The 21,404-nt window shown below is 40.6% G+C and carries 16 protein-coding genes and 1 tRNA gene; 9 read left to right on the forward strand and 8 right to left on the reverse strand.

Features of this window, described 5'->3' with window-relative positions:
• The first annotated feature begins 85 nt into the window (after positions 1–85).
• Entirely contained in the window at positions 86–1,312 is a 1,227-nt protein-coding gene (locus V9K67_RS20860; RefSeq protein WP_336725856.1) for a hypothetical protein, read from the forward strand.
• 187 nt (positions 1,313–1,499) lie between these two features.
• Here V9K67_RS20860 and tnpA read toward each other — a convergent pair whose 3' ends face one another.
• Positions 1,500–1,766 (reverse strand): IS66 family insertion sequence element accessory protein TnpA, encoded by a 267-nt coding sequence (gene tnpA / locus V9K67_RS20865; protein WP_336725858.1) that lies wholly within the window; start codon positions 1,764–1,766, stop codon positions 1,500–1,502.
• 198 nt (positions 1,767–1,964) lie between these two features.
• On the opposite strand from tnpA, the gene V9K67_RS20870 reads away from it, so the two are divergent.
• From V9K67_RS20870 to V9K67_RS20895, 6 genes are all read left to right on the forward strand, one after another.
• Positions 1,965–2,657, forward strand: a complete 693-nt coding sequence (locus tag V9K67_RS20870; RefSeq protein ID WP_336725861.1) for a hypothetical protein — start codon at positions 1,965–1,967, stop codon at positions 2,655–2,657.
• A 1,630-nt stretch (positions 2,658–4,287) separates the two neighbouring features.
• The gene (locus V9K67_RS20875; RefSeq protein WP_336725863.1) at positions 4,288–4,920 is read left to right on the forward strand and encodes a hypothetical protein; all 633 of its coding nucleotides are present in this window, start codon (positions 4,288–4,290) and stop codon (positions 4,918–4,920) included.
• 28 nt (positions 4,921–4,948) lie between these two features.
• On the forward strand, positions 4,949–7,813 hold the full coding sequence (locus V9K67_RS20880; protein ID WP_336725865.1) for a class I SAM-dependent DNA methyltransferase: 2,865 nt from the start codon (positions 4,949–4,951) through the stop codon (positions 7,811–7,813).
• A gap of 1,062 nt (positions 7,814–8,875) precedes the next feature.
• Positions 8,876–11,488 carry an ATP-binding protein gene (locus tag V9K67_RS20885; protein WP_336725867.1) on the forward strand — a complete coding sequence of 871 codons (2,613 nt, stop codon included), beginning with the start codon at positions 8,876–8,878 and terminating at the stop codon, positions 11,486–11,488.
• A complete protein-coding gene (locus V9K67_RS20890) occupies positions 11,481–12,152 on the forward strand; it encodes a response regulator (protein ID WP_336725868.1) in 672 nt (223 codons plus the stop codon). Before V9K67_RS20885 ends, V9K67_RS20890 begins: the two co-directional genes overlap by 8 nt.
• Positions 12,142–12,708: an HNH endonuclease family protein gene (locus V9K67_RS20895; protein ID WP_336725870.1), complete on the forward strand. Its 567-nt coding sequence runs from the start codon at positions 12,142–12,144 to the stop codon at positions 12,706–12,708. The genes V9K67_RS20890 and V9K67_RS20895 overlap by 11 nt, the downstream gene beginning before the upstream one ends.
• Before the next feature lie 193 nt (positions 12,709–12,901).
• Here the strand turns inward: V9K67_RS20895 and V9K67_RS20900 are convergent, their stop codons facing one another.
• The 4 genes from V9K67_RS20900 to V9K67_RS20915 form a co-directional block, all read right to left on the reverse strand.
• A complete protein-coding gene (locus tag V9K67_RS20900; RefSeq protein WP_336725871.1) occupies positions 12,902–14,383 on the reverse strand; it encodes an Eco57I restriction-modification methylase domain-containing protein in 1,482 nt (493 codons plus the stop codon).
• Positions 14,384–14,915: 532 nt separating this feature from the next.
• On the reverse strand, positions 14,916–16,151 hold the full coding sequence (locus V9K67_RS20905) for a site-specific integrase (RefSeq protein ID WP_336725873.1): 1,236 nt from the start codon (positions 16,149–16,151) through the stop codon (positions 14,916–14,918).
• 253 nt (positions 16,152–16,404) lie between these two features.
• A tRNA-Ser gene (locus tag V9K67_RS20910) sits at positions 16,405–16,492 on the reverse strand.
• A 27-nt stretch (positions 16,493–16,519) separates the two neighbouring features.
• The gene (locus V9K67_RS20915; protein WP_336725875.1) at positions 16,520–17,281 is read right to left on the reverse strand and encodes a TatD family hydrolase; all 762 of its coding nucleotides are present in this window, start codon (positions 17,279–17,281) and stop codon (positions 16,520–16,522) included.
• Positions 17,282–17,559: 278 nt separating this feature from the next.
• Here V9K67_RS20915 and V9K67_RS20920 point away from each other — a divergent pair, with 278 nt between their 5' ends.
• The gene (locus V9K67_RS20920; RefSeq protein ID WP_336725877.1) at positions 17,560–18,324 is read left to right on the forward strand and encodes an SAM-dependent methyltransferase; all 765 of its coding nucleotides are present in this window, start codon (positions 17,560–17,562) and stop codon (positions 18,322–18,324) included.
• A gap of 560 nt (positions 18,325–18,884) precedes the next feature.
• On the opposite strand, the gene V9K67_RS20925 is transcribed toward V9K67_RS20920, so the two are convergent.
• A complete protein-coding gene (locus V9K67_RS20925) occupies positions 18,885–19,781 on the reverse strand; it encodes a helix-turn-helix domain-containing protein (protein ID WP_336725879.1) in 897 nt (298 codons plus the stop codon).
• Between the two features lie 204 nt (positions 19,782–19,985).
• Here V9K67_RS20925 and V9K67_RS20930 point away from each other — a divergent pair, with 204 nt between their 5' ends.
• Complete coding sequence (locus V9K67_RS20930) at positions 19,986–20,747, forward strand: SDR family NAD(P)-dependent oxidoreductase (protein ID WP_336725881.1); 762 nt, start codon at positions 19,986–19,988, stop codon at positions 20,745–20,747.
• Positions 20,748–20,792: 45 nt separating this feature from the next.
• On the opposite strand, the gene V9K67_RS20935 is transcribed toward V9K67_RS20930, so the two are convergent.
• Both V9K67_RS20935 and V9K67_RS20940 read right to left on the reverse strand, forming a co-directional pair.
• Positions 20,793–21,107: a hypothetical protein gene (locus tag V9K67_RS20935; protein ID WP_336725883.1), complete on the reverse strand. Its 315-nt coding sequence runs from the start codon at positions 21,105–21,107 to the stop codon at positions 20,793–20,795.
• Positions 21,108–21,160: 53 nt separating this feature from the next.
• Positions 21,161–21,355: a hypothetical protein gene (locus tag V9K67_RS20940; RefSeq protein ID WP_336725884.1), complete on the reverse strand. Its 195-nt coding sequence runs from the start codon at positions 21,353–21,355 to the stop codon at positions 21,161–21,163.
• Positions 21,356–21,404 lie beyond the last annotated feature (49 nt).

Consider the following 21,404-nt stretch of genomic DNA (forward strand, 5'->3'; position numbering starts at 1 on the left):
CTGAGATGCCCAAATTCTGAAAAGGACCTGCATGTAAGTAGATATTTTGTAAATGATTATTCAGAGTCAATAAAAAACAAATAAAATGAAAAAAAATGTACTTCTTTTAGCCATATGCTTTGCCTCAAAGATTGGATTTGGACAGGTAGATACTTCAAAAACTGTTTCCGAACAAATTAAGGATGAAAGAGACAAGCAACTCCAACAGTTGACATTGGAACTTCAAAAATATGAGCTAAAAATATCTAAATTAACTGAAAGGCTTTCCTCTATCAATGACAAAAAAATAGAGGAAAAAATAAAAACATTAGAAGATTTACAGGTTGCTTTGGATAACAAAATAAAAGTTATTGAAGAAGCACCTAAGACAAGAATAAGCCATAATGGACAACTAGCTTTTACTGAATTGTTAAGCATGCAGCGAGATATTAAACCTGCTGACCTTTTTTTAGCTTCAAGAACTTTTTTCACTCAGTTAGGAGATATAACCAATCTGCAAAAATATGATGAATTCAATAACTGGAAAATTGAATATGAAAAATGGTATTCAAAGCAAAATAGTAATGATCAAATGCTGGACCTTGTAAACAGCTCAGTTAAGTTAGTTAGCGATGCTACTAGTAAAGTTCCTCTTTATGGCTCAATAGTTCAAACCGTTTCATCTGGAATTAGTGCGTTAGTTGGTTCATTTAAGAAAAACTACAAAGTCTTAGCGGAAAGAACCCCACAAATGCTTAAGTTATTGAATGCAGCGAGTCAATTTGAATATGAGAAATCTGTAATTGATCATGAATGGGAATTAATAAACAAGGAACTATGTCAGTTGCAAATAGAAGATAGTTTATTGCTGGCCGAACAACTCACATATTATGGAATCAGTCAAAATGCCTATAAAAGCAAATATCTTGAAGAAAATTTGGATAACAGAAGAGAATCTTTTAAAAATAGCTGCAGAATTATTATTGCAAATAAATTTGCAGTCTCTGACACGTTAAAAGAGACTAAAGGAAAATGGAAAGGGCAAGTTGAAGTTTATATGTATAAAGTTCAGTCGTTAAGACTTAGGTTTGGTCAGTTAACGTTAAGAATGCTTTCAAATATCGATAGATATAAAAGTTTAATATCAGTTTATTCAAACAATGACAAATTCCCTAAAGAATTCAGAGTTAAACTTACAGGGCTAGAATCTACATTAACGCGTGTTAAAGAAACGTTTAATTCTTCGTTTCAACCTGAAAAGTATATAGCAGATTCTGCCGTAATGTATATTGAACAACAGGAAACACCTGCACTTACAGCTAGTGTACAATAAAATTTAGGCTCATAGATTTGGGTTTTGTGCCAAATTGATTTTGGTTTGGCGTAGTATTTTGGGTAGTTAGGAAATGCCGGCAATCGATTACGGTAAAACGATTAGAGAAGCCGGAAAGATCTTGCGTGAAAGGAAAAGAGAGCGAAGCAATGTCTTTTTAAGAGATCCACTTCGGTTTTTGCTGTTGCTAAAAAGCGGTCGGCAAAGGGATTGCCTGGTCATCTGGTATAGCAGGGAATGGATCAGCGATTTGTAGAGAGATAAAGTCGGCCATCGGGATTGTGATCGATTTGCGTCGGTATTCTTTGAACCAGGAATGGAAAAGGGAGTTAGTGAGATTTTGCTGACGGCAAAAGAAGGCAATGGGTAGTCCGCTCTTTTCCCATTGTTGGATCAGTTCTGTTTTGTTCTTGTCGGTTCGTTTGACGCGTTGCTTTTTGATGGCTTTGTCCATGCCCATTTGGTTTTAAGAGCAAAGCTATCACCCATCACACTGCCCGGCAACATGCCGCTGCTCGCCTGCTTACCTAAATTTGAACAGATCAGGCAGGCCTACAAAGACATATTTGAGGCGCTGGAAAGGGCGTTGCGGAAATTCAATAAAGATTTTTATTTAATTGGCGCCCAATCAAGGGATGTCTGGATCAACCATTTGCCCTTAGTCAAGAGAACGACAAGGGATATCGATTACTCGGTTTACGTAAAAGACTATGAAACCTGGATCGCCCTGAACGACTACCTGATCCAGGAGGAGGGCTTTACGCGGGACGAAAAGGAGCCCTACCGCTTTTACCATGGAGCAACGATGGATTTAATCCCCTTTGGAGGAATGGAACGAAACGGGGAAGTATTCCTGGACAATCCACCCACCGAATTATCGGTCTATGGCTGCAAGGAAGTAACAGAAGAGGCGGCAGTGATCGAGGACAATTTTAAGGTAGTGACCCTGCCGGGTCTGTGCATCATGAAGCTGGTGGCCTACAGTGAAAAGCCTGACCGAAGGGCAAAGGATTTCGAGGATTACCTGTTCCTGGTTAAGAATTACCATGAAATAGCTTTGGAGGAACTGTTTACCGGCACCCATGATGATTTAATCCAGGGGGACTTTGACCTGAAGGTTGCAGCGGCGAGGATGCTGGGCCGGCATATGGCGCCCATTCTAAAGAAGAATCAATTACTGAAGGACAAGATCCTCCAGACGCTCCAACACCAGCTGAAAGGCTTTGATCACGATGAAATAGAGCAGATGTACAGTGTCCGGGACAGGGATGATAAATTGGTGCTGAAGTTTGGGCTAATCTCCCAGACCATAAAAGGCATTAACGACGCCCCGGCTTCCGGTTAAATAGAAAGGAAGCATTATGCCGGTCCAAGAAGCGCCGGCTGAAAGGAAAACCTTAATCAGAAGGCGCCGGATAAGAGCTTCAAAAAAGAAAACAAAGTTAGCGGCCTGCAGGGGCGGCAGGAAAAAGCCAGGCAGTCCTTAAAGCCCAGCAGCCAAAAGTGTTCCGGCATAAAACGGTTCAGTACGCATCCTTGTCCTTTGATCCTGCACCGGCTGCACCAATAAGGGCAACGGCAATAACCCACCGCATTTATTCCGGCTTCTTTTGGCCAGTATAAGCAGGCCGCTGGTGAAGGGGCTTTCTTTTTTTTCTCTTTTTTTCTTTGAGAAGGTGTTCAGCCGGTTATTCCTGTAAATAATTAATAATTAGAGCAGCCGCCACTGTCTGTTTTAACAAGGCAGCTATCTTCCCAAGCATTTAGCATTTCAGACAGCTTTGGAAAGACTATGGGAAGGAAAACGCCGATATAATCAATGAACAGACAGCTCACCGGCGAAACGGCCAAGATGCTGTTCACGCGCGTTAAAGGTTATACAGGTACGGGAAAGAATATCGGTGTTCCGAACCGGGACTTCTATTTTTAATCAGTCAGCTGTATTGTGCCATACCGCCTCTAAAGATTGCCTACTTTCTTCCAGTGGATTTGTGGACGTGGTGGAAAATCGGAAAATTCCGTCCCTGCGAAGCTTGAAACATTAAACAATGACGCCGTATTTTATGAATAGCCCAACGGCTGAGTCAATAAAATTGCAGATGTTGTTAACAGTAATGCCTGTAGGGGCAAAAAATAAAAAGCTTCCGACGTATTATTATCAGAAGCAATTTTGTAAATTTGAGATAGACCCAAAAAAGCAGATCGCGCTCAACCCAATGAGCAGATAAAACAGGAAATCATGTGGGGGCTATAATAGGTCCAAACTTGATGTTCCCGCATGACCTTAGCTGTTTTTTTAACACCCCTGGTAGAAATCCACTCTACTGGGGGTTTATTTTTTTTATATCATTCTTGAAATTATCAAGTTTGATACCTTCAAATTTACCAAGTTTGTTTGGTATTATAGATAGATTATGTAACTATTTTAATTAAATAATCTAATTAATTTAATTAATTAGTTTTAGCAACTAAAAGCCCCATTGCCTCTGACCACCCCTAATACATTGTCTATCAAGTAATTAAAAACATACAAATCCAAGAAAATTCTACAATTTGTAGAAGGCAATTTATCTACAAAGACTTTCTACACTTTGTAGAAGGTTTCATCAGTTATAGGATAGCAGGCATATCCTAAACCTATTGCCTAAGTCATGTCTTATTCATTAAACTGGCAAATGGGCACATTGATTAAAATTCACCATTCCCATAAGCCTTAAAAGTTGATAATGCTTACAAGTTGATTATAGGAAAAACACTGAAATCTTATTATTAAGAAGGCTTCAATTAGCTGAGCTTGCTCCTGGGCTTACCGTAAACTAAACCTCTTTAATAGTGCAGGGAAATGAATTTTCTTATATAACAGAAAGCTAATCAACTTAAGCTACTCATCCTTTTATATTTTCTTCTTCCCTAACTCGCAAAATTCAAATTTCTATTTCTCGGTTTTGCCTATTTACGCATAAGTATTATTTTTAGTGCCTCGTACCATGAACCAGAACCCGGAACAAATTGCCCGTGACGAAATCGACCGGCAGTTGGCCGCCTGCGGCTGGCTGGTGCAGTCAAAAAACAAGATCAACCTCCATGCGGGCCCGGGTGTGGCCGTGCGGGAGTACAAGCCTGATGTCGGTCCCGCCGATTACGTACTGTTCGTGGACAAAAAGCCCGTAGGCATCATCAAGGCCAAGAAAAAGGAAGAAGGTGTCCACCTCACCATGCGCGAAGACCAGGGGAAGATCTACGCCGACGTCAAGCTCAAATACCTGAACAACGATCGCCTCCCCTTTATATACGAGAGCACAGGCGAGCTTACCCGCTCCACAGACTACCATAACCCCAAGCCTCGCTCCCGTCCCGCTTTTACCATTCATCGTCCCGAAACCTTCCGACAATGGCTGAAAGAAGCCTGGTCGCTCCGAGAGCGCCTCCAAGACCAGCCTGCCCCCAAAACCACCGGCCTACGGGATTGCCAGACCGATGCCTTCCAAAAACTAGAAAAGTCCTTTAAAGTCCTCCACCCCAAGGCGCTAGTACAGGCTACCGCCAACGGCTCATCCGCAAAAGGTCTGGCAGTAACTGGACGAAGCGTTAACAAAATATTTATATAATATATTTTATTATAAAAAAACTACAACATTGAATTATACAACCACTGGAATTGAAAAACTTATTAAATATACTAGAACTCTAAAGGGGGATGAAAAAGGAGAAGCACAAGTATTTTGCGATAGGCTTTTTCAGGCTTTTGGCCATGATGGGTATAAAGAAGCCGGAGCAGTTCTAGAGTACAGAGTGAAGTCTAGTAAGAAATCAACACGATTTGCAGATTTGCTTTGGAGCAACCGAGTATTAATTGAAATGAAAAAACGAGGCACAAAGCTTGAGAGCTACAGAACCCAAGCCTTTGATTATTGGTGGAACTTGCGGCCCGAGAGTCCAGAGTACGTAATACTCTGCAATTTTGATGAGTTCATCGTTTACAACTTTTCAAAACAGGATGAACCTTTAGATAAAATTAAAACAGAAAATCTTTTAGAAAGATATACTGCCCTAAACTTCCTTTTCCCAATTCCGAAAAAGCCATTATTTCAAAATAATCTTATAGACGTTACTGAAGCGGCAGCAAAGCATGTTTCATCTGTATTCAGGCGATTAATTGAAAGAGGAATAGAAAGAGAAAAGGCCCAACGATTTATTCTACAGATTATGTTTGCAATGTTTGCAGAAGATATTGCACTTCTGCCTAATGGGCTTTTTACGCAGCTTTTAAATGATTGTAAAGACAAAGAAACAGCATATGATTTATTAAGTGGGCTATTCCGACAAATGGCCTCACCTACGCCCGCGAAGGGTGGAAGGTTTAAAGAAGTTGCCTATTTCAATGGTGGATTATTCAATTCTTTTGATCCCATAGAGTTAAATGAAGAAGATTTGAAACTGCTAAAAAAAGCAACTGAAGAGAATTGGCGAAAAGTTCACCCAGCAATTTTGGGCACTATCTTTCAAGAGAGCATGGGCACTGAAGAACAACACGCAACTGGATCCCACTTTACACACGAAGTTGATATTTATAAAGTCGTATATCCGACTATTGTTGCGCCTTGGAGAGAGAAAATTGAAAAAGCTAAAACATTGAAGGAACTTCAAACTTTGAGGAGGGAAGTTTTAAAATATAAAGTATTGGATCCAGCCTGTGGTAGTGGAAATTTTCTTTACATCGCCTATCGAGAACTAAAAAGGATAGAAATTGATATACTCAACAAGATTCATCTAAACTTTGGCCAAGATGCCGCACAGAGAGTAGGCGTACAGACCCTTGTAAGCCCAAAACAGTTTTTTGGCATTGACAATAGCTTCTTCGCAGTAGAACTAGCTAAAGTAACCCTTATGCTTGCAAAAGAATTATCAATTAAAGAAGCGCAGACTATCATTGAAACTAGGCAATTGGGGTTAGAGCTACAAATGGAACCAGCTCTTCCGCTTGATAATTTGGACGCAAATATAATTTGCGCTGACGCCCTATTTACCAATTGGCCTGAGGTTAATGTTATTATTGGAAATCCGCCGTTTCAATCAAAAAATAAGATAAAAGAAGAATTGGGATTAGAGTATGTTGATAAGCTTAGAAAAGCTTATCTAGAAATACCTGGACGAGCTGATTATTCCGCTTACTGGTTTTACAAAGCCCACAAACAGCTTAAAGAAGGCGATTTTGCCGGTCTAGTTGCTACTAATACAATACGACAGAACTATAGCCGAATAGGCAGTTTAGATTATATCATCAAGAATAGTGGAATAATTTTCAATGCAGTTTCAACTCAGAAATGGCCTGGTATAGCAGTGGTATTTGTCTCTATCGTTTGTTGGAAAAAAGGCGAGTATCCGATTAAAAAGCTGCTTTATATTGAAGATGACCGCGGGAAGATTCACAAATATGAGCTAAACAAAATTAATAGCAGTTTAAGTATTAGAACCGATGTAACAGGGGCTAAAGTGCTGTTAAATAACAAAAATCCAAAAATGGTTTTCCAAGGACAAACCCATGGGCATGAAAGTTTTTTGGTCGACATTAAAACTGCAAACATATTAATAAAGGAAAACAAACGATATTCGGAGGTTTTAAGGCCATATCTTATAGGTGACGAAATGCTTTCTAATAAAGGCTCTCAGCCTAAAAGATATGTGATTGACTTCACAAACTTAGATGTTAATTCTGCATCAACATACAAGAAAGTTTTTTCAATAATAGAAAGAGATGTTCTACCGGAAAGGGAAGAAAAAGCTAAAAGACAAGAAGAAGACAATAGTGACCTTCTTAACGTCAATCCAAAGGCTAAGGTCAATAAACATCACATAAACTTCTACAATAATTGGTGGAAGCTATCCTACGGTCGTAAAGAGATGCTAGCAAGGATAAAAGTTATATCACGATACATTGCTTGTTCAAGAGTATCAAAAAGGCCTATTTTTGAATTTATCTCAAGTGAAATAAATCCAAATGACGCAATGATGGCTTTTGCATTTGAAGATGATTACTCATTTGGCATTATTCAATCAAGCTTTCATATCTTATGGTACCAAGAGAAGTGCTCTACAATGAAAGGAGACCCAAGGTACACTACAGAATCAATTTGGGACACATACCCTTGGCCTCAAAATCCTACAACAACACAAATTTTAAAAGTTGCCAAAGCTGCTAGAGACTTAAGATTAGGCAGGCATGAAATCATGGATAAAAACAACATGACTTTAAGTAATTTATACAAACTAATGGATAAACCAGGTGCAAATAGGTTAAAAGACCTACATGCTTCGTTAGACGAATCTGTTTATGAAGCTTACGGCTTTTCCAAACGTATTGATATTTTGCAGCAACTTTTAGATTTAAACTTATTTATAGCTGAAAAAGAAGCTAATAATGAGTCAGTACAACGTCCTGGATTGCCAGATAACTTTTCAGATATAAACAGAGCAATAAGTGCAGATTGTGTTGAATTGTAATTCAAAAAAAGTATCAAAAGATAAAACAGGGTTAGGGGCCTGCCGCGACGATGAGGCAAGGACAAACAGCTCCTAAATCCCTGCAGCCAAAAGCATCCCGGCATAAAACGGTTAAACATGTAATATCATCCCTTGACCCTGCACAGGCTGGATCAATAAGGGCTTTCTTTTTTTCATTTCTTTGAGAAGGTATCCAGGCCCCTTATTCAGATGAACAACCAATGGCAAGAATAGCCAGCCACTTCTTTACTTGAACAGGCTAAAGACAGTTGCCGGCTTCCCCGGATTTCGGTCACTCGGGTATAGAGATTACAACTGATTTGAGGTCAGTCAAAGAACTTTTGGTTGAAAAAGTATTCGCGAACAAACATTTGCTAACTCACTTAGCGAATTGGACGAGCAGCAATAAGTAAAGTCTAACAATCGACAAGTTCGTCACTATTTCCCTTAATAATCCTGATATTTTTATTGCCACCACTCGATTGAGTAATATGAATATTAAAAATACATAGTATTTAATAATATTAAAAGGGCAGACAAATTTATATCTCAATAGTGAAGCTTTGTATTCCAACTGTTTGACTATCAATGGAAAAATATTATTTGGCAATAAATTTTTAGGAAGCTATTTTAGTATATTTTGATGAATCCTTATAAAAACATTTTCAATTTGCTTCTATAATTAATTCCTTCTTAGTCTTAAAAGGGACCTAAGATTTTAGAGAACTAAAACAATTAGCAAGTTTTTACTAATTAAGCGATTTTTTTATTAAAAGGCGAATATCATATTGATCAAGCTTCTTTCAAGTCAAGGAACAATATTTATAGTGGTTTTTTGATTTTCTAAATGCCATAGTAAACCTAAAGCAACATGCAAAATTTTTATGAATTATCTAATAAAAAGGATTACAAATAGAGGGGGGAGACCTTCATAGCTTTAGAAAAATGACAATTGATAGTACCGTTTATATAATTAGTCCAAGTTACTATATAGCATTCTAATTATGTACGATTTTACATCCTATTAAAGGTGTCCGTTTAAAAGCATAACCTTCAACGATTATGATGGAGAATATAAATTCAAATTTAGTCCCATTTAAAGTATCTGCAAGAACGGCTAGGTTGATAGGTCGGGAGAATATTGCTACGTCAAAAGGTGCAATTATAGAATTAGTGAAAAATGGCTATGATGCTGACAGTAAAATATGCATTGTCTACTTTGACAACAAATATTCGCTATTTCTAAATGAGGTTGAGCAGGATTACATAGATGATTTGCTATCTAAGAACATAAAACCCGAACTACTAAATGAAATATATGAAAAGAAGGATGAGTCATATATAGCAAGACCTAACATTACAGAAGATAGAAAAGTTAGTTTCAAAAATGAGATTTCAAAACTCTCCACTCTTTACATAATTGATTTCGGAGAAGGAATGACGCAAAAAATTATTAGAGACCATTGGATGACCATTGGAACTGATAATAAAGCTAATGAAGTTTTTACAAAATCTGGAAGAGTAAAAGCAGGCGCGAAAGGAATTGGCCGATTTGCTTTAGATAAACTAGGAAGCAAGTGTGAAATGACGACAATATTTAATCCCGATTACCATTTTGATACTGACCTAGAGGGGAATTCAACAGAGTACACTGGATATCATTGGGCTGTTAATTGGGAGGACTTTGAAGGAGAGTTTAAAACCATAGATAAAGTCGGAGCAATTTTAACTGGCATAAAAACTAGTTATTTAAAAGAAGAATTATTAATTAGAATACCTCAAATAGATTTGACAAAAATAGAATCAGAAAAAGATTTTAAATATGGAACCATTCTAAAGATAAGTGATTTAAGAGACAATTGGGAGGATTACTTCGTTGATCAGGTATATTCGGACTTAGAAGTTTTGGTGCCGCCAAAGGAAACTGGAGGCTTTGAAATATTTGTTTTTAGTTCCTTAATGCGTGAAAAATACGGCGAAGTCTTAGGTTCAGTATGTGACGATTTCGATTATAAGCTTACAGCAGTAGCAGACGAAAATCAAAATGTCAAAATCAAGATTTACAGAAATGAGTATGACCTTGAGTTGATTCCTAATGACTTTTTCAGCAGAGAGGCAATGCAAAAAAAGAATTACACAAAGGCTGACTTTTTAAACGGATACTGGGAAAAGCAAACAACATTTTCGCAATTATTGCAAGGGTTTAGAGCGGTTGATGAGGATAAAACTTTTGACAATATAGGCGTATTTGATTTTACATTTTATTTTCTAAAGAGGCAAACCAATTCTCTCGATTCAAAAAAATTTTTCAATAAGAACTTTCTGTCGAACGCAAGAAGAGATTGGTTAAATAAGTTTGGCGGCATTAAATTATTCAGAGACAATTTTCGCGTTAGACCGTATGGCGAGGTGAAAGACACTGCATTTGACTGGTTGGGGCTTGGCAATAGAAAGTCAGCAAGCCCTGCAGGTATCGGTAAAAAAGAAGGAGGCTACAAAGTAGAACCTGAAAATGTAGCTGGCGCAATTAGAATTTCTAGACTAACGAATGTAAACTTTGAAGATAAATCAAGCCGCGAAGGACTACAAGAAAATAAAACTTTTCAGGTCTTCAAAAATTTAATAGCTGAAGTAATCGCAGAGTTTGAAGAAGACAGGTCATATATAGCGCGGGAAATGTCAGCTTATGATGATTTAAAATACGGGCCAGAAAGAGATAGACGAAAAGCGGAAGAGCTCAAACAAAGAATCTTGACAGAAAGTAGAGCAAGGAGAGCAGCGCAAAGACCTCAATCAAAGAATGATGGGAACAATAATAACCAGGAACAATATACTGAAACAGACACTGAAAAAGAAATATTAGCTAGCGAGATTGAAAGAAAAGAAGAAGAAATAGAAAAGTTAAAAGAAGAACAAAAAGTCCTTAGAGGCTTGGCTAGTAGTGGAATTGTACTAGCATCGTTTAGCCATGATCTCAGCAAATTAAATGATGTACTTGCTTCAAGAACAGACAAGTTAAAAAAATTAATTATCGACCGCATAAAGGAAAGCGATTATGCGGACGTAGAAGATAGAAAGAACCCATTCAAGCAACTTGAACGGATAAAGAAACAAGATATTAAACTTCAAAATTGGTTAAACTTTTCTCTCGGAGCTACAAGGAAGGATAAAAGAAGAAGAAAGCAATTATATCTCAAACCTTACTTTACAACTTTTAAAAACGATTGGAATACTGTCTTCGAAAATCGAGGTATTACCATGGATATTTCCGAAATTGAAGAGTTGGATATGAGGGTGTTTGAAATCGATATTGATAGCATTTTCAATAACCTCTTAGTTAACTCCATTGATGCTTTCATCATTTCAAAAGAAACAAGAGAAAGAATTGTAACGATTAAAGTTTCCAGCAATGCAAAAGATATCACTTTTGATTATTATGACAATGGGCCTGGGCTTTCGAGCGACATTGTAGAGCCAGAGAGAATTTTCGAGCCATTATATACAACCAAAAGGAATGCACATACTGGCGAAGAAGAAGGAACTGGTTTAGGAATGTGGTTGGTCAAATCAATTGTCGAAGAAAATAATGGGAAAATAAAACTATTATTTCCCAAAATAGGTTTCGGCCTAAGAATTAGTTTTCCCATAAAATATAAGTCACAATTACATGTATAAATTACTTTTTATAGACGAAGAGCAAGATACACTTGAAGACTTTGCCGATTATGTTGATGAATTTCCATCCAAAGTATCGGTTAAACCATTTACTAAGCTTCCTCTAGAAAGCATGGAGGAAATGATTGATTATATAATTAAGTTAGCACCTGATGCTTTAATCACTGACTTTCGTTTAAATGAAATGAAAGGCGATATTAAATATAATGTTCCTTATAATGGAGTGGACCTAGTTAGAGAGTATCAATCCATTAGAGATTATTTTCCGTGTTTTGTATTGACAGCTCTAGATGATGAAGCAATTAGCCAGAGCGATGATGTAAATATTGTGTACATAAAAAACATATTGTATAATAAAGAAGAAGGCAATGCTAAAGCTAAATTTCTTGATAGAGTAATTAGTCAAATTGAACATTATAAATCAAGGATTGAGAACGCAAAAGCCGAGTTGCTAGCCCTTATAAAGATCAGAGAATCCGGACAAGCAGACATAGGAGTGGAAAAAAGAATAATCGACCTGGATGATTTCCTTGAAAAATCTGTGGATGCTAAAAATTCTATTCCTGCAGAATTAAAGTTATTGTCAAACTCAGATAGGCTTAATACTATTTTAAACAAAGTTGATGAACTACTAAAAAAGATAGACGATAGCAATGTCAAATAAATTTAGAAGCAGTTGCCCCTCACGAACTTGCACTAAAAAGTATAAAGTATACAGAAGCTATAAGTCGCATATCGCAAAGGACTTCAATAATAGATGCGGATATACCGACTGCCCTGACTTTTGGTTTGGAGGAACAAGCACATTTCATATCGACCATTTCAAACCGTTCTCTAAGAATCCTGACTTAGAAACAGATTATTCAAATCTAGTTTATTGTTGTTCATACGTCAATATTTTAAAGTCAGATGATGAAGGAGACTACATTGACCCTTGCGATATTGACTTTAACGATCATTTTGAAAGAGATCATAATGGTTCTATAATTCCTAAACCTAACTCAAAAGAGGCCAATTATATGTATAATAAGTTGCAGTTATACTTAACCAGGTACCGGCTCATTTGGAAGTTAGATGAGGTTCATAATAAATTATTAAAACTACAAGAGCTAATTAACAACCCTAAGAACATAGCAATCAAAAATGATTTGAGGATTATACATAGTGAATTAGCTGAAGAATTTACTATGTATCTTTCTTATTTAAAAGCAAATCAATGATATTTTTATCTGTGATACAAAAAGTTAGGCTACGAAGTCAACAGTATACTATGGATAGGAGTGCAGTATGCTTTATGGTTAATAAGTCATATAGGAAAGCTATACTTTGCTAAGTATATTCTAATAGAATATGACTCTTTGATTATTTTTGCTTTGAATAGGCTTAGAATTTCAGAAGCTTTTCTAAGTTTACTCATAAGAATTGTTTAATCTGAAAATCTATTAAATTTTGTTCAAAGGTATCTAGGCTTTTCGCCCATTTGCCAAGGGTCATCAATACTTCTCTATTGGGATATTTTAATTGTTTTAGGTCTGCTGCATTTACTTGGGTATGCGCATTAAAACTCCTGAAGTGTAAATCAACATAAGACGAGTTAAGATAAGCGGCAATTCCATATGCCATTTCCTCAGGAATACCTCTTTTATTCCAGTGAAACACATTGAGGTGATTTTCAATACCAATAAACGAGGCCTGCAACTTGTGAGGATTAATTACCCGGGCGATAATGCGCTGCTTTTCTTCTTTGGAAGAGAACCTGCGCACGACGACATAAAAACCGGAAGGGAAAAGCATCTTTTGAGTTTTCCCATTTTGCGCAATGGCATTTGGTTTTTTACTTTCTTTTGGCCAATCGATTTCCTTTCCGTTAAAATGGACTGGGTATAGCAGAGGCACACTTCCTTCTATAGGATTTTTGTATAGAAAGTCTTTTGCTCGGAAATCAACTACAGGCCCAGTTGATACAGTTAACTCGATGTCTGATAAATGATAACTGATGTTCTTTGATTGTTCCAGGTAGTTTACTTCAACATGAGGAATATGAATAAAAGCCTCTGGATCGCCAGGCTTAACTATTTGCTCAAATAGAAAACAGCATTCAGTTAAATCTTCTAAGCTCTCATCGGTTGATCGAGAAACAATAACATTCCCTTGCTCCCCTCCCTTTACTAAATGAAGAATAATATTTTCTTGCAATACATCATCATCTTTAAATGCCTTATCTCTTGCCTTAAATAAGTGCATTCTCTTAATTACTGCTGATTGCATAATGAAATGCCGAAATGACTTATAGTACTTCCCATTACAAAAGCTTCTTGGAATGATAGTAACTAATTGCCCCTTTTCTTGTAATAGCATAAGAGCTAAGGCTACAAAGGCAGAGTAAAGGTTCACTGTCCCAAAATCAATTGACTGAAGCAATAGCCGATGCGCAGATTTACTATGGATCTTTTTATAAGGCGGATTTAGTATTGCATGTGTATAGACTTTTGGCTTGTTACTTTTGATCCGCTCCACAGCATTGACAATAAAGTCAACATTAAATAATTCAACCTCTAGTACAGCGTCTACATTTTGTAGGGCAAGCTGATAGAGAGCTATATTACTTTTAAAATATTGCAGTAATGTATTATCTATATCATAAGCTTCAACTTTTATACTTTTAGAGCATTCATAGCCGTTAAGGGATCGGTCCAAAAAGGCTGCGGTTAAAGATCCTACGCCAGCTCCTGCATCTAATAAGGAAATTGGCTTATCGATATTATTATCTTCAAAAAGCGAAGCCATAAATTTTGCCACACTTGCCGGAGTCATATATTGACCCAACATGGACCGTTTATCCTGATCGACCTCCTTAATCGCCTCTCTTCTTATTCTGTCAATTGTATCAAGCATGGGAAAAAATACGCTAATTAGGCTCAAAATTACTTCTAAGCCAAGTTCTTGGTCAAATTTTATAGCTAGGACCCTTTCTAATATAAAGTAATTACTACTGGGAACAAAAATACTCCGTCAATAAGATACAGAATACTTTTATTTTCACATTTTAATATATTATTTTTTTAATCAAATAGTTATTTTGCCTTAAATCTCCCGACTTCTTAGAAATGTAGACTCATGAGCTATATTTAGAAACCAAGAACTTGCCTTCTTCATAATTAAATAGCTCTAACTTATGCTAGGGACTTGACAATTTGTGAAGGTGGCCAATTCTTCGCTACTCTTAAAATCGTTTTCAAGAAATGTAATTTGTTCCAATAGGCGGTTTTTCAAATTATAGAAAAGGCCATTTCTACTCGACTCTTCCTCCGAATTGTCAGGTACTTGACAAACTGGATCCCTATATACAATCGGAAGTTTCTCCCAGACTAAGCTATTGATAATTAATACTCTAATTAATATGAGGGACTTCAAAGCAAACTGAGCATCAGATTGCATTTCCTTTACCTCGTTTAGCAAAAAGCTGGCGCAGCACTTTCATGTCATCACTAACTTTCCGGTCTAATATTTTTGCATAATGTTGCGTTGTCTTCAAGTTTTTGTGTCCTAACATCTTGCTCACCGACTCAATCGGCACCCCGTTGGAAAGGGTAACCGTAGTGGCAAATGTGTGCCGGGCAATATGGAATGTCAGGTATTTTTTAATGTCGCAGACATCCGCAATCTCTTTCAGGTAAGCATTCATCTTCTGGTTGCTCAGAACCGGCAGTACCTTGTTCCGATTCACACATTGGGGATGATCATTATACTTTTCCACCAATTCAAGGGTAAGGGGTAATAGCGGAATCCGGGAAACCGTATCGGTTTTCTGCCGGCTGGTGAAGATCCATTTTTCTCCGTCAATGCCGGTTGAGATTTCGGAGCGCTTCAGCTTCTGCACGTCGGCATAAGCCAGACCGGTAAAGCAGCAAAACAGGAAAACGTCCCGTACCTGCTCCAGCCGTTCATTGCCAAACTCTTTTTCCGCCAGCCGCTGGAGCTCCTCCTCGCTCAGGTAGTCCCGGACTACCTCTTTCATTTTGGACTTATAGTTCAGGAAAGGATCTTTGACGATCCAGCCATTGGCCAGGCAGATGCGGATGATCTTTTTGAAGTTCCTGATGTACTTGACCGTTGAATTATTGTTGCACCGGCGCACGGAGCGGAGGTAAAACTCGTAGGAGGTCACGAACTCGTGGTTGATTTCTCCGATGTCGATATCCTTTTTCCCGTATTTCCACTGCAGGAAGCCTATGGTATGCCGGAGCGAGACCCGGTAGCGGTCCAGGGTGCCTGCGGCAAATTCCCGCCCTACCAGGGCTTCCACCTGCCGGTTGTGGTCCTCGAAGATGGCCACCAGGGAGTGGAAAGGCTTGGTGTCTTTGCCAGTGAGCTTGTTTTTAAGCTCTTCGGCGGTAACCGTAACGCCTTCGGCGCTGAGCTGCTGGAAGGCCTCGTATATCTTTTGTTCCAGGGTCTTGAAGTAGGCGTTGATGGTACGCACCTCTTCGGTAGTGCCGTTCAGCTTTTGAGCGGCGGCATTCCAGCGGGCGGGATTTACGGTGCGCTTGGTGGATAACTCAAAACGCTGCTCGTCAATGGTAATGCGTACATAGACGGGAGCGGAGCCATCGGAAAGCATTTTAGCCTTCCGCACGTAAAAGAGCAAACCAATTCGTTTCATAACACACATTTTCTCCCTTTCGGGAAGTTAACCAAATAAAGTGTCCAAAACCGACCGGACTAAAGTTTGAACCGGCTGATTATCAGTTATTTACAAGGGTTTTGGTGACCTATTTTGCCTTTTGGGGCCATGGGTCACCAAAAGGTCACCTGAAATATGTGCGCTTTTGAAAATTCTGGGACATTGCCCAAAACAAAAAACGCTGCAAATCATTGATTTACAGCGTTTTTAGCAATTTTGGAACAGTTTCCTGCGGAGAGGAAGGGATTCGAACCCTTGATACCCTTTGGAGGTATACACACTTTCCAGGCGTGCCTCTTCAACCACTCGAGCACCTCTCCGTTGATGGGCTGCAAAAATACACTTTCCTATGAAAGTACAAAGAGCTTTTTTGCATTTTCTGTGGTAATTTTTGAAATTTCTTCCGCACCCCTCCCTAAAACGTTGGAAATCTTATCAATAACAAAAGTCAGGTAGGCACTTTCATTGCGCTTGCCCCGCTTCGGCACCGGCGCCAGGTAGGGCGCATCGGTCTCCAAAATGACATTAGACAGCCCCACCGCCCCAATCACCTGCCCCAGGTCGGAGTTCTTATACGTCACCACCCCACCAATACCAAGGTAAAAACCCAGCCCGATCAGGGCCTCTGCCTGTGCTGTCGTACCGCTAAAACAGTGGAATACACCCCTCAGACCCGGGTACTGCCGAATCACCTCTATGCTCTCCTCCGTGGCTTTTCGGGAATGGATGGAAATGGGCAGGCCATACTCCAGGGCCATCCGGATCTGCCGGTGAAAGGCATCGTACTGCTGTTCCATAAAAGTCGTGTCCCAGTGAAAGTCCAAACCAATCTCGCCCACGGCCACAAAGGGACGCCGGGCCAGGTACTCCTGCACTAACTTCAGCTCTTCCTCGTAATTCTCTTTTACATGGCAGGGATGCAGGCCCATCATGGCCTTGCAAACGGGGTATTCCGCCTCCACCCGCAGCATGGCTTCATGGGTGGCGCCGTCAATGGCAGGCAACAGGATCGGCCCTACCCCGGCCCGGACAGCCGCTTCCATTACCGCCGGCCGGTCGGCATCGAATTCAGTCGTGTATAAATGCGCGTGGGTATCAATTATTTGCATAAGGAAAATTTGCCGTGCAAAGAAAGTACAAAAGAAGGCAGGAACAGACAGCGAAATTTTTGGAATCGCCCGCAACTCCTTTTCCCCTCCAAAGCCGGCCGGAACAGCGGCCCCAGGCGCAGCCTCCCGGCGAGGTTGTAAGCCCCGCTACCATCGGAAGGAAGCAGGTGAGAACCCTGGCCCGCTTTCTCTACTTTAGGGCGGTCCGGTTAATTTGGGAGGAGGCCAGCAGGCATGCGCCGGGAATAACTTAAGTTTATCACTAAGGAGGAAACATCATGGCCACTGAAATTTCCGATAATTGGTACGAGAACTTTTTCCAGGGAATCAATTGCGAAATCTGGGAAAATGCCCTACCCGCTGATACGACCCTTCAGGAAGTGGCGTTCCTGGTAAGTGAATGGAACCTGCAACCTGGCCGGCATATACTGGATATCCCCTGCGGGTTTGGCAGGCATGCTGTTGAACTGGCCAAAAGAGGATACCCTGTTACCGGCATCGACATTTCGGAGACGTTTATCCAAAAATTGACCGATAAGATCCGTTCCGAAAGCCTGAACATTGAAGCCATTCAAGCGGACATCCTTTCCGTTCCCCTCAGGGAACAGTTTTCAGGAGCCCTGTGCCTCGGAAACAGCTTTGGCTATTTCAATAGGGACAAAATGAAATTGTTTGTGGAAAAGGTCGCTGCAAGCCTTTATACAGGGGCGAAATTTGTGATCCATTCCGGCATGCTGGCGGAAAGCATTTTGCCGCACCTGTCCCGGCACGCGAATAATAATACATATTCTTTTGGAGCCATAACCATGGAAGTCAACAACAGCTATTCGGTCCAGGAGAGCTGCCTGATAAGCCGTCTTCTTTATACAAAAGAAGGCAGGACGGAAGAGCACGCCTTCAAACATTATGTATTTACCCTGGGAGAAGTGAAAAGCCTGTTACAACAATCCGGGCTACGCACCATCGCCACCTACAGTTCCATTTCCAGGGAAGAATTTAGGTTGGGTGACCCGCAAGTGTACCTGGTAGCCGGGAAGGAATAAACAATAATCAAAATAAGTAGGAGCGACATCCATTCGATGGAAAGGGCTTCTTCCCGCTGCAGTGTCCTTCCGATTTGCGCATCCCCCACAGTCGTTTTGTCGCCTCCGGCTTGATCGGAAAACAACAATCCCCTCCGGAGAGGGGATCGTTTATAAGGCGTTAACAAGTTCGTCGGTTCAGGATACGGACGCCTTTAGTTTTTCAGGATCTGGACGTTTTCAAAAGGTACTTACGGATAAAACGGGCTTTTTCTGGATACGGAAAACGGACGGTTTGGATTTTTGGATCTTGTTTTTTGGAATTTAATTTTTCAAAAGGTTCGGATTGTTTGACCAGTCAAAGATAGAACGCCAGAGAGGGCTTTACCCTGATCCTTCGGCGAATGACCCGCTTTTGAAGGTGAATCTTTTATGAAAAAGAAGCGTTAAGGGTATAGCTGCGCGAGAAAATAAGAAAAAGCCCTGATTCGGAGAGTAGTTCAATCGGGCAAGTCCAATGCAGGTATCTTTAAAATTGCAGATTTTGTTACAACATATAAAACATTGCGGCGAAGGGCACCTTACTTCAGCGACCTATACCCGACGGGCGTTACGCCTGTACTCTTCTTGAAAGCCCTGGTAAAATGCGCCGGGTATTTAAACCCCAGTTCGTATGCTATCTCGTTAATGGTTTTTTTACCATCCAATAGCTTTTGTTTCGCTAAAGCCATTATTTTCAACTGGATATACTCTAAGGCTGTTTTACCCGTTTCTTTTTTTATCAAGTCACCGAAATAGTTGGTGGAAAGATGGAGTTGCTCCGCACAATACGTAACAGTCGGCAAGCCGATGGTTTGTGGCTTGTCCGAGCGATAAAATTCGCTCAACAGTTTTTCAAACTGGCTCAATACGTCTGTATTGGCTTCATTTCGGGAGATGAACTGGCGGTCATAGAAGCGTATGCAATAGTTCAGGAACAATTCAATATTCGCGGCTATGAGCATTTTCGTGTGCTTGTCCACCCCCTGTTCCAGTTCGTAACGGATTTTTCCGAAACAGTCCAATACAATTTTTCGCTCCTTTTCCGATAAGTGCAGCGCTTCATTGGATTGATAGGAAAAGAAGGTATAATCGTCAATATGCTTTCCCAAAGAGGTGCCGCGCAGCAGGTCCGGATGGAACAACAAAGCGTAGCCCTGGGGTTTATAGTCCTTGTTTATATCTACATGGATGACTTGCCCCGGCGCCACGAAAACCAGCGTCCTGTCCTGGTAGTCATACGTATGCCGCCCATATTTTAGATCACCGCACCTTACTTCTTTTAAATACACCGCATAAAACCCAAAATTCATTTTGGATGCATAGATTTTAGGCACCCTGCCGTCAAAGTCCATAATGCTGACCAATGGGTGCAAATTCTCTTTATGATAAAAAGCGTCGTGTTCGCTAACCGTATCAATGCTCAGGATCTGGTCCATTTTACTTGCATTTAAAAACCAATTCAAATTTACTTATGAATTTTCCAGCTTGTATGGAGATGTTTCCGGATCAGTGAAAATGGTAGCATTATCCGTGGTTTGTATAAGTGGCATTTACCAGGGAGCCAGGACCTTTGTGGGGTAAACATTTGCCCTGACGCAAAAACAACCTTATCGACAATAAGAAAAACAAAAATTTAAATTATGGCACTAATGGAAAACAAAGTTGTTCTGATTACCGGCGCGGCCCAGGGTATCGGGTTTGCTGCAGCAAAAGCATTCGCTGAGGCCGGAGCCTCGGTAGCATTAGCGGATTGGGACGAAGACGGGGTAAACAAAGCAACGGGACAGCTAATAGCGGATGGCCATAAGGCACTTGCTATTGTTTGCGATGTTTCGGATGAGGCACAAGTAGCGGCGATGGTCCATAAAACCGTGGAAGCATTCGGAAAGCTGGATGCAGCCTTTAACAATGCAGGTATCCAAAATGTACTGGCCGATGCGGCCGACCAAACCAAAGAGGATTTTGACAGGGTGACGGGCGTAAACCTGCGGGGCGTGTGGAGTTGCATGAAATACGAATTGCAGCAGATGCGCAGGCAGGGCAGTGGCGCCATTGTAAACTGTTCGTCCATCGGCGGAATCTTAGGCGGTGCGCAAAGAGGAACGTACCATGCAGCCAAACATGGCGTCATCGGGCTTACTAAAAGTGCAGCGTTGGAGTATGCCCCTCTGGGAATACGGATCAATACCATTTGTCCCGGTATCATTCACACGCCCATGGTAGACAAAATGATGGCTGGAGGTCAGCAGGATGCACTGGATGCGATGATGAAAACCGTACCCGTTAAGCGTTTGGGACGTCCCGAAGAAATAGCCCGTGCGGTGCTTTGGCTATGCAGTGAAGGGGCAAGCTTTGTAGTGGGCCATACCCTGGTCGTGGACGGCGGTTACAGTATTCAATAAACGTGCAGCCCTGACGGATGGAGATTTTTGGGCAGTACCCCCGGTTTATGGCGCAGGTTCTCCCGCCTTTCCCTGGTGAACAAAGTAGTAAAAAAAGCCGCCGGCAAAATAAGCCACTACATCGCCGGCGTCGCCCGTGTAAACGGGAGCGATGCGGGGCAGAATAAGTTCAAAGACAACCGCCGCATAAAAAGCGATAAACAGCACGTAACGAAACGGGTAGCGATAGGAATTACGGCAAACAATAAATGTACGCATGCACGCCAGGGAGATATGCGCCGTAACCGGCACAAACAAAAAGTCGGTGAGGTAATCGTTGATCCAGGGCAGCGGGCACTGCAGCCACCGGGATAAACGCACCCCGCACCAGCATGCCGCGTAAAGTACAAAAAGCTTGTTTGCGGATCGATTCATTACAATACAAAAGCTACGGCCAGGCCTACCATTAGCGAAACCAGTAACAAAAAAGCTCCGAAAACGAAGAAGCCTGCTGTCTTCCCCGCCTTTACCAGGGTACTGTCGGTTGGGTGAATGGGGAAGAATTTTGCCCTAAGACCTTGGTAAATCGTCTTTTTATCTTCCTGTGGTGGAGGTGTTCCGCTTTTCATGCAGTTTTGTTTTCCCGCTTTAAAAATAGTGCAAACCTGCTACGCTTTC

This window comes from Huijunlia imazamoxiresistens, assembly GCF_037132455.1.
GTDB classification, from domain to species: domain Bacteria; phylum Bacteroidota; class Bacteroidia; order Chitinophagales; family Chitinophagaceae; genus Flavisolibacter; species Flavisolibacter imazamoxiresistens.

What these genes read in the sequence shown, in the direction of transcription:
- V9K67_RS20915 (WP_336725875.1), bottom strand. Translation starts at nt 17,281, where the DNA reads ATGCAAATAATTGATACCCACGCGCATTTATACACGACTGAATTCGAT.
- V9K67_RS20895 (WP_336725870.1), top strand. Translation starts at nt 12,142, where the DNA reads ATGTCAAATAAATTTAGAAGCAGTTGCCCCTCACGAACTTGCACTAAA.
- V9K67_RS20920 (WP_336725877.1), top strand. Translation starts at nt 17,560, where the DNA reads ATGGCCACTGAAATTTCCGATAATTGGTACGAGAACTTTTTCCAGGGA.
- V9K67_RS20905 (WP_336725873.1), bottom strand. Translation starts at nt 16,151, where the DNA reads ATGAAACGAATTGGTTTGCTCTTTTACGTGCGGAAGGCTAAAATGCTT.
- V9K67_RS20885 (WP_336725867.1), top strand. Translation starts at nt 8,876, where the DNA reads ATGATGGAGAATATAAATTCAAATTTAGTCCCATTTAAAGTATCTGCA.
- V9K67_RS20925 (WP_336725879.1), bottom strand. Translation starts at nt 19,781, where the DNA reads ATGGACCAGATCCTGAGCATTGATACGGTTAGCGAACACGACGCTTTT.
- V9K67_RS20860 (WP_336725856.1), top strand. Translation starts at nt 86, where the DNA reads ATGAAAAAAAATGTACTTCTTTTAGCCATATGCTTTGCCTCAAAGATT.
- V9K67_RS20890 (WP_336725868.1), top strand. Translation starts at nt 11,481, where the DNA reads ATGTATAAATTACTTTTTATAGACGAAGAGCAAGATACACTTGAAGAC.
- V9K67_RS20900 (WP_336725871.1), bottom strand. Translation starts at nt 14,383, where the DNA reads ATGCTTGATACAATTGACAGAATAAGAAGAGAGGCGATTAAGGAGGTC.
- tnpA (WP_336725858.1), bottom strand. Translation starts at nt 1,766, where the DNA reads ATGGACAAAGCCATCAAAAAGCAACGCGTCAAACGAACCGACAAGAAC.
- V9K67_RS20930 (WP_336725881.1), top strand. Translation starts at nt 19,986, where the DNA reads ATGGCACTAATGGAAAACAAAGTTGTTCTGATTACCGGCGCGGCCCAG.
- V9K67_RS20940 (WP_336725884.1), bottom strand. Translation starts at nt 21,355, where the DNA reads ATGAAAAGCGGAACACCTCCACCACAGGAAGATAAAAAGACGATTTAC.